Source organism: Streptomyces lushanensis, from assembly GCF_001700515.1.
GTDB lineage: Bacteria > Actinomycetota > Actinomycetes > Streptomycetales > Streptomycetaceae > Streptomyces > Streptomyces lushanensis.
Genome location: NZ_MAUD01000188.1, coordinates 19593 through 34539, shown reverse-complemented (window position 1 = coordinate 34539; position 14947 = coordinate 19593). Strand labels below are relative to the sequence as shown.

12 protein-coding genes and 1 pseudogene are annotated in these 14947 nt (G+C 71.7%); 11 read left to right on the top strand and 2 right to left on the bottom strand.

The genetic code is table 11. The annotated features are described in order from the left end of the window. Together BFF77_RS17015 and BFF77_RS17010 are read left to right on the top strand one after the other, a co-directional pair. Positions 1-927 (top strand): sortase (locus tag BFF77_RS17015; RefSeq protein ID WP_141698455.1); only part of this gene is annotated, 927 nt, incomplete at its 5' end. A gap of 21 nt (positions 928-948) precedes the next feature. Further along, complete coding sequence (locus tag BFF77_RS17010) at positions 949-1788, top strand: phosphate ABC transporter ATP-binding protein (protein ID WP_066950158.1); 840 nt, start codon at positions 949-951, stop codon at positions 1786-1788. Positions 1789-1905: 117 nt separating this feature from the next. On the opposite strand, the gene BFF77_RS17005 is transcribed toward BFF77_RS17010, so the two are convergent. Continuing rightward, a complete protein-coding gene (locus tag BFF77_RS17005) occupies positions 1906-3183 on the bottom strand; it encodes an MFS transporter (protein WP_079125225.1) in 1278 nt (425 codons plus the stop codon). A 106-nt stretch (positions 3184-3289) separates the two neighbouring features. On the opposite strand from BFF77_RS17005, the pseudogene BFF77_RS17000 reads away from it, so the two are divergent. Beyond that, positions 3290-3643, top strand: a pseudogene (locus BFF77_RS17000) (MerR family transcriptional regulator); the annotation flags it as partial. A 37-nt stretch (positions 3644-3680) separates the two neighbouring features. Here the strand turns inward: BFF77_RS17000 and BFF77_RS16995 are convergent. Next, positions 3681-4043, bottom strand: coding sequence for a hypothetical protein (locus BFF77_RS16995; RefSeq protein ID WP_066950155.1), 363 nt, complete (start codon positions 4041-4043; stop codon positions 3681-3683). Positions 4044-4135: 92 nt separating this feature from the next. Between BFF77_RS16995 and BFF77_RS16990 the strand changes: the two genes are divergently transcribed. The 8 genes from BFF77_RS16990 (at position 4136) to BFF77_RS16955 (ending at position 14815) form a co-directional block, all read left to right on the top strand. After that, the gene (locus BFF77_RS16990; RefSeq protein WP_066950151.1) at positions 4136-4579 is read left to right on the top strand and encodes a response regulator; all 444 of its coding nucleotides are present in this window, start codon (positions 4136-4138) and stop codon (positions 4577-4579) included. Positions 4580-4680: 101 nt separating this feature from the next. Beyond that, positions 4681-5751 carry an ArgS-related anticodon-binding protein NrtL gene (gene nrtL, locus BFF77_RS16985; protein WP_066950148.1) on the top strand — a complete coding sequence of 357 codons (1071 nt, stop codon included), beginning with the start codon at positions 4681-4683 and terminating at the stop codon, positions 5749-5751. 145 nt (positions 5752-5896) lie between these two features. Next, positions 5897-7291 (top strand): diaminopimelate decarboxylase, encoded by a 1395-nt coding sequence (gene lysA, locus BFF77_RS16980; protein WP_066950145.1) that lies wholly within the window; start codon positions 5897-5899, stop codon positions 7289-7291. Between the two features lie 108 nt (positions 7292-7399). After that, the gene (locus BFF77_RS16975; RefSeq protein ID WP_211280255.1) at positions 7400-8701 is read left to right on the top strand and encodes a homoserine dehydrogenase; all 1302 of its coding nucleotides are present in this window, start codon (positions 7400-7402) and stop codon (positions 8699-8701) included. Between the two features lie 7 nt (positions 8702-8708). Beyond that, on the top strand, positions 8709-9791 hold the full coding sequence (gene thrC / locus BFF77_RS16970; RefSeq protein WP_066950142.1) for a threonine synthase: 1083 nt from the start codon (positions 8709-8711) through the stop codon (positions 9789-9791). A 297-nt stretch (positions 9792-10088) separates the two neighbouring features. Further along, on the top strand, positions 10089-11006 hold the full coding sequence (thrB, locus tag BFF77_RS16965) for a homoserine kinase (RefSeq protein WP_066950139.1): 918 nt from the start codon (positions 10089-10091) through the stop codon (positions 11004-11006). A gap of 387 nt (positions 11007-11393) precedes the next feature. Continuing rightward, the gene (rho, locus tag BFF77_RS16960; RefSeq protein ID WP_066950136.1) at positions 11394-13457 is read left to right on the top strand and encodes a transcription termination factor Rho; all 2064 of its coding nucleotides are present in this window, start codon (positions 11394-11396) and stop codon (positions 13455-13457) included. 254 nt (positions 13458-13711) lie between these two features. Then, on the top strand, positions 13712-14815 hold the full coding sequence (locus BFF77_RS16955; protein ID WP_066950133.1) for an LCP family protein: 1104 nt from the start codon (positions 13712-13714) through the stop codon (positions 14813-14815). Positions 14816-14947 lie beyond the last annotated feature (132 nt).

Sequence of the window (14947 nt, the reverse complement as noted above, 5' to 3'; positions counted from 1 at the left end):
AGGCCGGGACGTGTGGGGCCCGCGCCGGCCGGACCCCAGCGGCCCGTGGAGCGCGGCAAGGCCGCCCCGGGCCCCACACGTCCCGGCCTGGCGCTGACCGGGGCCACGCTGTGCGTGCTCGCCGCCGTGCTGCTCGGCTTCGCCGCCAATCTCACCGTCGTCGGGCACCTCAAGCACTCCCGCGACCAGCAGGTCTCGTACGACGAACTGCGCAAGCAACTCGCCGAGGGCACCGCCCCGGTGGGCGGGAGCGATGTCGAGGGCAAGCCTCTCGCGCTCGGCGCGCCCGTCGCGCTGCTCGACATCCCGGACCTCGGTGTCCACGAGGTCGTCGGTGAGGGCACCACCTCGGGCGTCCTCATGTCCGGCCCCGGACACCGCCGTGACACCCCGCTGCCGGGACAGGCGGGCACCGCCGTGATCATGGGCAGGCTGTGGGGATACGGCAGCCCCTTCGCCAACCTCGACCGGCTTCCGGTGAACGCCAGGATCACCGTGATGACCGGTCAGGGCGAGGCGGAGTACCGGGTCACCGGCACCCGGCGGGCCGGGGACGCGCTGCCCACGCCCAGCACCGACCCGAACCAGGGCAGGCTGACGCTGATCACGGCCACCGGGCCCGCGTACACGCCCTCGGGAGTGCTGCGCGTGGACGCCCAACTGACCAGTCCCGTACAGCCCAGTCCGCCGCGTGAGCGGGCGTCCGGCTGGATCACCACGGCGGAGGAGGCCCTCAAGGGCGACAGCGGAGCCTGGCTCGCGGTCTTCCTCTGGATCCAGGGGCTCTTCCTCGCCGCGCTGCTCGCCGCCTGGACACAGCGTGTCTGGGGCCGCTGGCAGACCTGGATCTGTGCCGTGCCCGTACTGGCCGTCCTGGGGCTGGCCTGCGCCGGAGCCGTCACCCGCCTCATGCCCAACCTGCTCTGAAACACCGGGAGTTGATCCATCATGACCGCCACCACCTCGCACCAGCTCGCCGACACCGTGGGCCTGCCCGCGGTGGGCCGTGACACCGCCGCCTCGCTGGAGGCCGAGAGCATCTCCGCGTGGTTCGGTGACCACAAGGTGCTCGACCGTGTCTCGCTCACCATGCCCGCGCACGAGGTCACGGCGCTGATCGGCCCGTCGGGCTGCGGCAAGTCGACCTTCCTGCGGATCCTCAACCGTATGCACGAGCTGATCCCGTCCGCCGGTCTCGCCGGACGCGTGCTGCTCGACGGCGGCGACATCTACGACCGCGGGCGCCGGATCACCCATGCCCGGCGCCAGATCGGCATGGTCTTCCAGAAGCCCAACCCGTTCCCGGCCATGTCCCTGTACGACAACGTGGTGGCCGGTCTCAAGCTCAACGGCATCAAGGCCCACCGCGACGGCAAGGACGACCTCGTGGAGGAGTGCCTCACCAAGGCCGGTCTCTGGCGCGAGGTCAAGGACCGCCTCCGCCAGCCGGGCGGCGCCCTCTCCGGCGGCCAGCAGCAGCGCCTGTGCATCGCCCGCTCCCTGGCCGTGCGCCCCAGGGTCCTGCTGATGGACGAGCCCTGCTCGGCCCTCGACCCCACCTCGACCCGCCGTATCGAGGAGACCATCGCCGAGCTCAAGTCGGAGGTGACGATCGTCATCGTCACCCACAACATGCAGCAGGCCGCGCGCGTCTCCGACTCCTGCGCCTTCTTCCTCGCGGAGCAGGGCACGCCCGGAGTCATCGTCGAACACGGCCCCACGGACGCCATGTTCAACACCCCTCAGGACCCGAGGACGTCCGACTACGTCAACGGCCGCTTCGGATAAGCACCGCCGCCGGTCGGCGCTGTTCGCACAGGCCGTGGCGGAGGCGGATGTACTGGAGCCCGAGGCGGGCGGGCCGGTCCGAGGCCCGGGGGACGGCGCGGGGCCCGTGGCCGGCCGTCAGGGGGCCGGGAAGGCGTGGCGGCGGGAGGCTGTGACCGTGGTCAGGGCCACCGCGATCAGCGGCAGCGCGGTCCAGGGCAGTGCGCCCGCTCCGGCGCTCGCGCCCTCCAGGACGACGCCGCCCGCCAGCGACCCCGCCGCGATGCCCGCGTTGTAGACCGTCGTCTGCATCGAGGTCGCCACATCCGCCCGTCCGGGCCCCGAGATCCGTACCAGCGCGGTCTGCAGCAGCGTGGGCGCTCCGCCGAAGGCGACGCCCCACGCCGCGACCGCTCCCAACAGGACCGCCGGGCCGCGCCCGAGAAGGCCCAGTGCGAGCATCGCCGCCGCGATCAGGGCCAGGGCGCCCAGCAGTGTCCGCCGTGGATGACGGTCGACCAGTACGCCGACGAGCCAGATCCCGGCCACCGTGGCGAGCCCGAAGACGAACAGGACCAGTCCCGTACGGCCGAAGCCGGAGCGCTCGGTGAACGGCCCCATGTACGTGTACACCGCCTGGTGCCCCATCAGCAGGAGCAGCGTGACGGCCAGCACCGTCCGGATGCCGGGCATGGCGGCGATACGCCACAACGGAACGCGTTCCGAGGCCGGTTCACCGGGAAAGTCCGGGACCCGCCACGCCACCCAGCCCACCAGCGCCGCAGCGAGCACGGCCACCGTCGCGAACGCCGTGCGCCAGCCCGCCAGTGCGGCCAGGGCCGTGCCCGCCGGGATGCCGAAGGACAGCGCGACCGTGATCCCGGCCAGCACGATCGCGATGGCACGGCCCCGGCGCTCGGCCGGGACCATTCGGGCCGCGTACCCCGCGAGCATCGCCCACAGCGTGCCGCCCATGACACCGGCCACCAGCCGCGCGCCGAAGGTCAGCGCGTAGCTGGACGAGAGGGCGGTGACGGCGTTGCAGAGCGCGAAGCCGGCCAGCGTCGCCATCAGCACCGGACGCCGGCGCAGCGGGCGCAGCGCGGCGGTCAGCGGGACGGCCGCGAGGAAGGAGGCGGCGGCGTAACCGGTCACCAGGAACCCGACCCGGCCCTCGGACACGCCCAGGCTCCGGCTCATGCCGGGCAGCAGTCCGGCGGGCAGCAGTTCGGTCAGCACGGCGGTGAACGCCGAGGCGAACAGGGCCAGCAGCCCCGGGAGCGGCAGCCGTGCCGTCGGCGCGGGCGCCCCTGGCTTTCTGATTTTTCCGGGCTCCGCGCGCTTCCTGGTCTTCCCGGACGGGACGGGCCCGGACCCGGCTCCGGTGCCGGAGCCGTCTCTCGATGTGATGGACATGCGAGCATGGTGAAACCTTCACATCAGTGTGAAAGCAAGCCCGGCCCTTCAGGCCGGGCCATGGAGGAAGCCGGCCCCCCCGGGGCCCGATCCCGCACGGAGCGCCATGAAGATCGGTGAGCTCTCCCGCCGTACCGGCGTCCCCACCCGGATGCTGCGCTACTACGAGGAGAAGGACCTGCTCCACCCCGGGCGCGCCGACAACGGCTACCGCGCCTACGACGAGCCGGCGGTCCACCGGGTCCAGCAGATACGCGGACTGCTCGACTCCGGCCTCACCACCGAGATCATCCGCCGTATCCTGCCCTTTCTGGACAGGCCGGACGAGATCCATCTCCACCCGGAGTGCCTCACACCCGAGACCGCCGCCCTGCTGCGCGGCGAGGCGGAGCGGATCCAGCAGCGCATCGACTGCCTGGCCCGCAACCGCGACGCCATCCACGCCTATCTCGCCGCCGTCCTGCCGGGCTCCGAAGCCGCGTCGTCCGCCGGCTCCCCTACTCCTCCACCGGGTCGTTCGGACGGGACATCCGGAGGGCCAGGTCCCGCAGGAGCGCCTCCGAGGTGATGTCCGTACGGCCGCTGTCATGGACCTCGGCCAGCTCGGAGAAGACGAAGCTGAACGCCCCGATGAGCTGCATGATGGCGGGCAGCGCCGCCTCGGTCACCGCGTGCGCCGCCTCCATGGGCGTGGCCTCGGGAGAGACCGTGAACGAAGGGAAGACCTCGGCGAGCAGCGACCCGATCTGGCCCGCCCCCGACTCCGCGCCGGTGGCCGAATTCCGGTCGGCGGTACGGATCCACTCCGCGGACTGGGTCAGAATGCCGATGGCCCTGAGAACGACTTCGCTCTGTTCCATACCGAGAGCGTAGGCGGTGGTGTCCGTGCTGCCGCCGACCGGAAGTCGGTAAAACCCGGACGCGGCCCCGGAGTCCGACCTACTCTCGACATGTGTCAGGCGCGTACGGCCGGGTGCTTGTCGTGGACGACAACAGAGTCATCCGGCAGCTGATCAGGGTCAATCTCGAACTGGAGGGTTTCGAGGTCGTGACCGCGGCCGACGGTGCCGAGTGCCTGGACGTGGTGCACGAGGTCAGGCCCGATGTCATCACCCTCGATGTGGTGATGCCGCGCCTGGACGGACCCCACACGGCCGCGCGGCTGCGCGCGGATCCCCGGACGAGCCGGCTGCCCATAGCGATCATCAGCGCCTGCACGCAGGACGAGGTGGAGTCCGGTACGGCCGCCGGAGTGGACGCCTTTCTGGCCAAGCCCTTCGAACCCTCGGAACTGGTCCGACTCGTACGGCGGCTGACCCGCCGGGACGCGCTGCCCCCGTTCGGCCTCGACGGCAGGCACGACGCGGCGGGCCACGCGGAGAGCGCGCGCGGCTGACGGCCGCGGACGGCCGGCCGCGCCCGGCCCCCGGCCCCGGGGCCGACCGCATGGCGAAACCGGTTCGCGAAGTGGCCCCCCCTCTCCCCTACGCTGGTCCCGTGACCCCCGCAGAACTCTCCCGGACCGTGCGGCGCGCCGTGTGCCGCGCGGTCGAGGACGACGTCCTGCCGGGACCCGTACCCGAGCGGGTCACCGTCGAGCGCTCCCGCCCCGGCGGCCGTGGCGACTACGCCTCCAATGTCGCGCTGCGGCTCGCCGGCCCGGCGGGACGCCCGCCCCGCGAGATCGCCGAGATCCTGCGCAGCCGCGTCGACACGACCCGCGGCATCGCACGGGTCGAGATCACCGGACCCGGCTTCCTGAACTTCACGCTCGGCCGGGACGGCCGGGCCGGGCTGGTCCGGACGATCCTCGGCGACCCCGCCCGGTACGGGCACGGTGACGCGCTCGCCGGTACGGCCGTGGCCTTCGCGCCCCCGCCCGGCGGCGATCCGCGTGCCCGCCTCTGGACCGACACCGTCGTACGGCTGCTCCGCGGCCAGGGCGCCGAGGCGGCCGTCGTACCGGGCGCCGCGGAGCGCCTCACGGTCGTTCCCGCGGGCATCGGCCCCGACGGCCTCCTCGCCCGGCTCGGCCACGACGCCGCGCACTGGGCGCTGCTGCGGCCCGCCGCCCATGACCGCCCGTACACGGGCCCGGACCTGCTCGTCCAGCGGGAGAGCAACGCCCTGTTCCGGGTGCGGTACGCGCACGCGCGCGCCCGCGCGCTCGTCCGCAACGCGGCACACCTCGGCATCCCGAGCCGGTACACCGGCCCCGACCCGTACCCCGGCACCCGCCCCGGCCCGTCCCACGACCCGTACGGCGCCGGACTCCCCGGCCGTGACGGCACCGCGCGGGCCGCCGCCGCCCTGCTCACCGCCCTCGGCGACCATCCCGCCGTCCTCGAAGCCGCCGCCCGGCTGCGCGCGCCCGACCGGCTCGCCCGCCATCTCGAACACACCGCGGAGGCGTTCCTGCGCTTCCAGGAGATCTGCCGTCCGCTGCCGCTCGGCGACGAGAAACCCTCGGCCGCCCACAGCTCCGGGACCGCGCTCGCCGAAGCCGCCGGAGCCGTGCTGGCCGGCGGCCTGTCCCTGCTCGGCATCGACGCCCCGGAACACCTCTGACCTCCGACGGCCTCCGACGCGGCCGGTGACACACCGCGCGTGTCCGCGACACCACGCCCTTCCGACAGCAGCACAGCACAGCGCAGCTCCGCCGAAGACACACACCGCACCAGCACACCTCCGAGAGAGCCAAGAGAGTCACGAGATGAGCCGTTCCGCACACCCCGCAGGCCCCCGTCACGCGGATGTACTCCCCGAAGGGCACTACACCGCCCCGGCCGCCGATCTGAACGTCCTCGACGAGAAGGTCTGGTCGCGTACGGTCCGCAGGAACGAGGACGGCGTCGCGACCGTCGCCGGTATCGAGGTGACCCGGCTGGCCGAGGAGTTCGGCACGCCCGCGTACATCCTCGACGAGACCGACTTCCGTGCCCGCTGCCGAGCCTGGTCCGGCGCCTTCGGCACGGACGCGGACGTGTTCTACGCGGGCAAGGCGTTCCTCTCCCGGGCCGTGGTCCGCTGGCTGGCCGAGGAGGGGCTCAACCTCGACGTGTGCTCCGGCGGTGAGCTCGCCACCGCGCTCGCCGCGGGAATGCCCGCGGAGCGCATCGCCTTCCACGGCAACAACAAGTCGCTCGGGGAGATCGAGCGCGCCGTCTCCGCCGGTGTCGGCCGGATCGTCCTCGACTCCTTCCAGGAGATCGTCCGGGTCGCGCACGTCGCCCAGCGCCTCGGCACCCGCCAGCGGGTGCAGATCCGGGTCACCGTGGGCGTCGAGGCCCATACGCACGAGTTCATCGCCACCGCCCACGAGGACCAGAAGTTCGGTATCGCGCTGGCCGACGGGCAGGCCGCGGAGGCCGTCAGAAGGGCGCTCACGCTCGACGGTCTCGAACTGACCGGCATCCACTCGCACATCGGCTCGCAGATCTTCGACATGGCGGGCTTCGAGGTCTCCGCCCGCCGTGTGGTGCAGCTGCTCGCGCAGGTGCGCGACGAGCACGGCGTCGAACTGCCCGAGATCGACCTCGGCGGCGGCCTCGGGATCGCGTACACCTCCGAGGACGATCCGCGCGAGCCGCACGACATCGCCAAGGCGCTCAGCGACATCGTCACCCGTGAGTGTGAGTCCGCCGGACTGCGCACCCCGCGGATCTCCGTCGAGCCGGGCCGGGCGATCGTCGGGCCCACGGCCTTCACGCTCTACGAGGTCGGCACCATCAAGCCGCTCGAAGGACTGCGGACCTATGTCAGTGTGGACGGCGGCATGTCCGACAACATCCGTACGGCCCTGTACGACGCCGAGTACAGCGTGGCGCTCGTCTCGCGCCGCTCCGACGCCGAGCCGATGCTGACACGCGTCGTCGGCAAGCACTGCGAGAGCGGTGACATCGTCGTACGGGACGCGTTCCTGCCCGCCGACCTGGCGCCCGGCGACCTGATCGCCGTGCCCGCCACCGGCGCGTACTGCCGCTCGATGGCGAGCAACTACAACCACGCGCTCCGGCCGCCCGTGGTCGCCGTCAAGGACGGCGGGGCCCGGGTGATCGTCCGGCGTGAGACGGAGGAAGATCTTCTGCGTCTCGACGTCGGAGAGTGAAATACATGTCTCGCAATCTGGACGAGGGACAGAAAGCCCCGTCCGGTGAGTGAGACTGGTTCCGATTCCTGCTTGAAAAGGCTGTGATGGATGAAAGGCGTAGGTCGGATGATGCGTACGCGTCCGCTGAAGGTGGCGCTGCTGGGCTGTGGCGTGGTCGGCTCAGAGGTGGCGCGCATCATGGCGACGCACGCCGACGACCTCACCGCCCGGATCGGTGCCCCCGTGGAACTGGCCGGAGTCGCCGTCCGGCGCCCCTCCAAGGTCCGTGAGGGCATCGATCCCGCCCTGATCACCACCGATGCCACCGCCCTGGTCAAACGCGGTGACATAGACGTGGTGGTGGAGGTCATCGGCGGGATCGAGCCCGCCCGTACGCTCATCACCACCGCGTTCGAACACGGCGCCTCCGTCGTCTCCGCCAACAAGGCGCTGCTCGCAGAGGACGGCACCACGCTCTACGAGGCCGCCGAGCGGCACGGCAGGGACCTGTACTTCGAGGCGGCCGTCGCCGGCGCCATACCCCTGATCCGGCCGCTGCGCGAGTCCCTCGCCGGTGACAAGGTCAACCGTGTCCTCGGCATCGTCAACGGCACGACCAACTTCATCCTCGACCGGATGGACAGCGCGGGCTCCGGCTACTCGGAGGCGCTGGACGAGGCCACCGCCCTCGGTTACGCGGAGGCCGACCCGACCGCGGACGTCGAGGGCTTCGACGCCGCCGCCAAGGCCGCCATCCTCGCCGGGATCGCCTTCCACACCCGCGTCCGGCTGGACGACGTGCACCGTGAGGGCATCACGGAGGTCACCTCCGCCGATCTGGCCTCCGCGAAACAGATGGGCTGCACGGTCAAGCTCCTCGCCATCTGCGAGCGGGCCGCCGACGGCCGCTCCGTCACCGCCCGTGTCCATCCGGCGATGATCCCGCTCAGCCATCCGCTGGCCTCCGTGCGCGAGGCGTACAACGCGGTCTTCGTCGAGGCCGACGCGGCCGGCCGGCTCATGTTCTACGGTCCGGGCGCCGGCGGCTCACCGACCGCCTCCGCCGTCCTGGGCGACCTGGTCGCCGTCTGCCGCAACCGGCTGAACGGCGCCACCGGTCCCGGCGAGTCCGCGTACACGGGGCTTCCCGTGAGCGGTATGGGCGAGGTCGTCACGCGCTACCACATCAGTCTCGACGTCGCCGACAAACCTGGCGTACTGGCCCAGGTCGCCACGGTCTTCGCCGAGCACGGCGTATCCATCGACACGGTGCGCCAGAAAGGCCGACAGGACGGCGACGGCGAGGCCTCCCTCGTCGTCGTCACCCACCGCGCGCCCGACGCCGCCCTCTCCGGGACCGTCGAGGCGCTGCGCAAGCTCGACACCGTGCGCGGTGTCGCCAGCATCATGCGTGTTGAAGGGGAGTAAGGGACCCATGACCAGCATCGGCACCCAGCGGGGCACCCATCAGTGGCGCGGCATCATCGAGGAGTACCGGGACCGCCTCCCGGTGACGGACACCACGCGCATCGTCACACTCCGTGAGGGCGGCACGCCGCTCGTCCCGGCGCAGGTGCTGTCCGAGCGCACGGGATGTGAGGTTCATCTCAAGGTCGAGGGCGCCAACCCGACCGGATCCTTCAAAGACCGTGGCATGACCATGGCCATCACCCGGGCCAAGGAGGAGGGCGCCCAGGCGGTCATCTGCGCCTCCACCGGCAACACCTCGGCCTCGGCCGCGGCCTACGCGGTACGGGCCGGCATGGTCTGCGCCGTACTGGTGCCGCAGGGCAAGATCGCCCTGGGCAAGATGGGCCAGGCCCTGGTCCACGGCGCGAAGATCCTCCAGGTCGACGGCAACTTCGACGACTGTCTGACACTGGCGCGCTCGCTCTCCGACAACTATCCGGTGGCCCTGGTCAATTCGGTCAATCCGGTACGTATCGAAGGTCAGAAGACCGCCGCGTTCGAGATCGTGGACGCGCTCGGCGAGGCCCCGGACATCCATGTCCTGCCCGTCGGCAACGCCGGCAACATCACGGCGTACTGGAAGGGCTACACCGAGTACGCCGCCGGCGGCATGGCGGCCCGTACCCCGCGGATGTGGGGCTTCCAGGCCTCCGGCTCGGCGCCCATCGTGCGCGGCGAGGTCGTCAAGGACCCGCACACCGTCGCCACCGCGATCCGGATCGGCAACCCCGCCTCCTGGCGGCACGCCCTCGCCGCGCGCGACGAGTCCGGCGGTTTCATCGACGAGGTGACGGACCGGCAGATCCTGGCCGCCTACCGGCTGCTGGCCGCCCAGGAGGGCGTCTTCGTGGAGCCCGCGTCGGCCGCCTCCGTGGCCGGTCTGCTCAAGGCCGCGCAGGAGGGCAAGGTCGACGCCGGCCAGCGCATCGTCTGCACGGTCACGGGCAACGGTCTCAAGGACCCCGACTGGGCCGTCGCCGGAGCGCCGCAGCCGGTGACCGTGCCGGTCGACGCGACCGTCGCCGCCCAGCGCCTCGGGCTGAGCTGACACCACCGCCCACTCGCCGCCCAAGAGCGGCAAGGCCGACAAAGGCGCACAGGAGGCACGCGACACGCATCGTGCGCCTCCTGTGCGCCCTATGTCGCCATACAACCTTCCTTCGATAGGCTGTAGCCAACCCGCCCCGCCGCATATGCCGCGGTGTTGTCGCCCCCGTGGCCCCCGGGCGTTCGCATGTCCTCGAACATCTCGCGGTCGCCCCACACCACCGTCATAGTCAGCACAGTCCCGAGCACGCAGTCACGCCGTCACAGTCACGCCGTCACAAGGAGAGTCGTCAGAGCGATGGCCGGTCCCGCGTTCCGCGCCGCCGCCGTACGGGTGCGCACCCCCGCCACCAGCGCCAATCTCGGTCCGGGCTTCGATGCCCTGGGTCTGTCGCTGGGGCTCTACGACGACGTGGTCGTCCGCGTCGCCGACTCCGGCCTGCACGTCGACATCGCCGGTGAGGGCGCCGGGACGCTGCCCCGGGACGAGAGCCATCTGCTCGTACGCTCCCTGCGCACGGCCTTCGACCTGCTCGGCGGACAGCCGCGCGGTCTGGAGGTCGTCTGCGCCAACCGGATCCCGCACGGCCGGGGCCTGGGCTCCTCCTCCGCCGCGATCTGCGCGGGCATCGTCGCGGCCCGCGCCGTGACCATAGGCGGCGACGCCAGGTTCGACGACGCGGCACTGCTGGAGCTGGCCACCGAGATCGAGGGCCATCCCGACAATGTCGCGGCCTGTCTCTACGGCGGATTCACGCTGGCCTGGATGGACGGCGGAGCGGCGCGCGCCATCAGGATGGATCCCGCCGATTCCATCGTTCCGGTGGTTTTCGTCCCGGACAGCCCGGTGCTCACGGAGACGGCACGCGGACTGCTTCCGCGTACGGTTCCCCATGTGGACGCCGCCGTCAACGCCGGCCGCGCGGCCCTGCTCGTGGAGGCGCTGACCAGGCGCCCCGAGCTGCTGTTCCCGGCCACCGAGGACCGGCTCCACCAGGACTACCGGACACCGGCGATGCCGCAGAGCGTCGCCCTGGTCAACCGACTGCGCGCGGACGGCGTCCCCGCGGTCATCTCCGGCGCGGGCCCCACGGTCCTCGCGCTGGTCGAGGACGGTGCGGCCGACAAGGTCGCACGGCTCGCGGGTGAGGGATGGGCGGCCAACCGGCTCTCCCTCGACGCCGCGGGCGCGAGCGTACTGCCGCTCGGCTCTTAGTCGCACAAGATTGCCGGTGAGTGAGAGGGGGAATGTTTGTTGGAGCCGGTAGTGTTAACCTCAAGTCTGCAACCGACGTCTTTGAGGCGCGGTGCTTCGTGTCCCGTTTCGGGACCAACCTTCTTCCGGGAGCCTCCCCAACTGCCTGAGCAGCCTGCCTGAGCAGTTTTGAGCACGCACCGGAACCGGCACGACACCCCCCGTTTTTTCCTAGCGGAGGGCCGAGCAGGGGGACCTCGGGCCGGACCCATTGCACGTACGCATGTTTCTCCGCCGTACCCGGCGGGACCACCGCCCCGGCACGGTCCACAGGATGGGACCGCAGTCGGACAGCACAACCGGTCGCCGAGCCAGAAGGCCGACGTCCGCTCCAGGGAAGGACCCTTCGTGAGCGACACCACCGATCTGATGGGCGTGACTGCCGACAACAGTGTCGACGCCACCGCGCCCGCCGCAGGTGCTGCCACTGGCACCACCGCACGGCGCCGCCGCTCCGGCACCGGCCTCGAGGGCATGGTCCTGGCCGAGCTGCAGCAGGTCGCGTCCGGCCTCGGTATCAGGGGCACCGCGCGGATGCGTAAGAGCCAGCTGATCGAGGTCATCAAGGAAGCGCAGGCCGGCGGCCCGTCCGCGGCCAAGACCGCCGAGGCGGGCAGCGCCGATGCCGAGACCAAGCCGAAGCGGCGCGCCACCTCCAAGGCCCGTACGGGTGAGGCCGCCGCCGCCGAGGAGAGCGCGGGCGAGGCCGAGCGGGCCGTGGCCCCGCAGCAGATCGACATTCCCGGCCAGCCCGCCAGCGACGACCAGCCCGCGGGCGAGCGCCGTCGCCGCCGGGCCACCGCACAGGCCGGCAGCCCGGAGACCACGACGGAGGCCGCGGCCGACGTCAAGGTCGAGGCACAGCCCGACAGCAGGGCCGAGGCGGCCGTCGCCGTGTCCGGAGCGGGTACCGCACAGGGCGACGCGGACGGCCGGCGCGGCGAGCGCCAGGACCGGGGCCAGCGGGGCGAGCGCGGCGACCGTGACCGCGGTGACCGCCGCGACCGGCAGCGCGACCGCCGTGGCAAGCCCGACGAGCAGCAGGGCGGCCCGAGCGGCCAGGGCACGGGTGGCCCGGGCGCCGGCCAGCAGCAGAGCGGCGGCCAGCGCCAGCAGCGGGACAACCGCGGCAGCCAGAACACCGGCCCGCAGGACGACTTCGACGACGAGGCGGGCGGCCGGCGCGGCCGGCGCGGCCGGTACCGCGACCGCCGCGGCCGCCGCGGCCGTGACGAGTTCGGTCCCGGTGAGCCGCAGGTCGCCGACGACGATGTGCTGATCCCCGTCGCGGGCATCCTCGACATCCTCGACAACTACGCGTTCATCAGGACCTCCGGCTATCTGCCGGGCCCCAACGACGTGTACGTCTCGCTCGCCCAGGTCCGCAAGAACGGTCTGCGCAAGGGCGACCACGTCACCGGCGCCGTGCGCCAGCCCAAGGAGGGCGAGCGCCGCGAGAAGTTCAACGCGCTGGTGCGCCTCGACTCCGTCAACGGCATGGCGCCGGAGACCGGCCGGGGCCGCCCCGAGTTCCAGAAGCTCACCCCGCTCTACCCGCAGGACAGGCTCCGTCTGGAGACCGACCCGGGCGTGCTGACCACGCGGATCATCGATCTGGTCGCGCCCATCGGCAAGGGCCAGCGCGGTCTGATCGTGGCCCCGCCGAAGACCGGCAAGACCATGATCCTCCAGGCCATCGCCAACGCGATCACGGTCAACAGCCCCGAGTGCCACCTCATGGTCGTCCTGGTCGACGAGCGTCCCGAGGAGGTCACCGACATGCAGCGGTCGGTCAAGGGCGAGGTCATCTCCTCGACCTTCGACCGCCCGGCCGAGGACCACACCACCGTCGCCGAACTGGCCATCGAGCGGGCCAAGCGCCTGGTGGAGCTGGGCCACGACGTGATCGTCCTGCTGGACTCCATCACGCGTCTGGGCCGTGCGTACAACCTCGCGGCGCCCGCCTCCGGACGCATCCTGTCCGGTGGTGTCGACTCGACCGCGCTCTACCCGCCGAAGCGCTTCTTCGGTGCCGCGCGCAACATCGAGGACGGCGGCTCGCTGACCATCCTGGCCACCGCGCTGGTCGAGACCGGCTCGCGCATGGACGAGGTGATCTTCGAGGAGTTCAAGGGCACCGGCAACATGGAGCTCAAGCTCGACCGGAAGCTCTCGGACAAGCGCATCTTCCCGGCGGTGGACGTGGACGCGTCCAGCACCCGCAAGGAGGAGATCCTGCTCGGCGGCGAGGAACTGGCCGTCGTCTGGAAGCTGCGCCGGGTGCTGCACGCCCTCGACCAGCAGCAGGCGATCGAGCTGCTGCTGGACAAGATGAAGCAGACGAAGTCGAACGCGGAGTTCCTGCTCCAGATCCAGAAGACGACCCCCGGTCCGGGCAACGGCAACGACTGACCGGTCCGCCGCCCCATCGAACCGCTGTTCGTCCAACCGCCCCGGCGCCCGTGCGCCGGGGCGGTTCCGCGTTCCCGCCCGGTCCCCGGCGCGGCCACGACCCCATGGGCCCCGAGAAAGGGCCGGAGCGGCCCGCTGACGGCTCCGTATGCGTATTCCCGGGCCCCTGGGGCCGGGCGGTCCGCCCTCCCCGCTCACGGGGTGCCGTGCTCCCTCCTTGGTGTTTGACTGCACTGGACGGGCGGAGGAAGACCATGACCGACCGGAGCAGCAGCCGAATACCCGGCCGTGACGGACGCCGCGGGGCCAGGAAGGGCACGCGCCGCAGGGCGACCACCGTCGTCGCCTGGTCGGCCGCCGCCCTGGTCCTTCTCTGCGGGTCGGGACTCGGGTACGTCTACGCCGAGCTCGACGGCAATCTGCGCGGCATAGACATCGACCGCATCCTGGGCCGGGACCGTCCGCCCGATGTCGACAACGGCTCCGAGGACATCCTCGTCCTCGGCTCCGACTCCCGCTCCGGGGCCAACGCGGTGTACGGAGGGGGCGCGGGCGGCGCCCGCTCCGACACGGCCATGATCATTCATGTCTATCCGGGCCACCGGAAAGCCAGTGTCGTCTCCGTGCCGCGCGACACACTCATCGACCGCCCCGACTGCACGGGACCCGACGGCGCCCCCGTTCCCGGCGAGCCGCTCGCCATGTTCAACACCGCGTACGAGGTCGGCGGCGCCGCGTGCGCGGTGAAGACCGTCGAGACGATGTCCGGAATCCGGATGGATCACTACATCGAGATCGACTTCACGGGTTTCAAGGAGCTCGTCGACGAACTGGGCGGAGTCAGGATCACCACCACCCGGCCGATCGACGACGCCAAGAGCCATCTGACCCTGGCGCCCGGCACCCATGTCCTCGACGGCGAGCAGGCCCTCGGTCTCGTACGGACCCGCAAGAGCGTCGGCGACGGCAGCGACCTGGGCCGCATCGAGCTCCAGCAGGCCTTCGTCAGGGCACTGGTCGACCAGGTCGGAAGCATCGGCCTGTTCAGCAGCCCGAAGAAGCTCTACGACCTCGCCGACACCGCCACCCGGGCGATCACCCCCGACTCCCGGCTCGATTCGGTCGAGGCGCTGATCGGCTTCGCCGGCGGCCTCAAGGACCTCGACGCCCGGAACCTGCGGATGATCACCCTCCCGGTCACCTACGATCCGGCCGATCCGAACCGTGTCCTGCCCATCCCGGCCGGTGCCGAGCAGGTCTGGACGGCCCTCAAGCAGGACAGACCCATCCCCGCCTCCGCGACCAAGGACTCCGCGGGCGACCGGGGCGAGGCGGCCGGTACGGTCGACGGCGGCTGAGGCCGTGCGCCCGCGCCCGTGTGCCCGCGCGGGCCTGCCCGCCCGTCTCAGGAATACCTCCGGCCACACCCCGGTTTTGGGAGATACGGCCGGTCCTGGCAGACTGGTACGTCGGCCCCGGTTCACGTACGA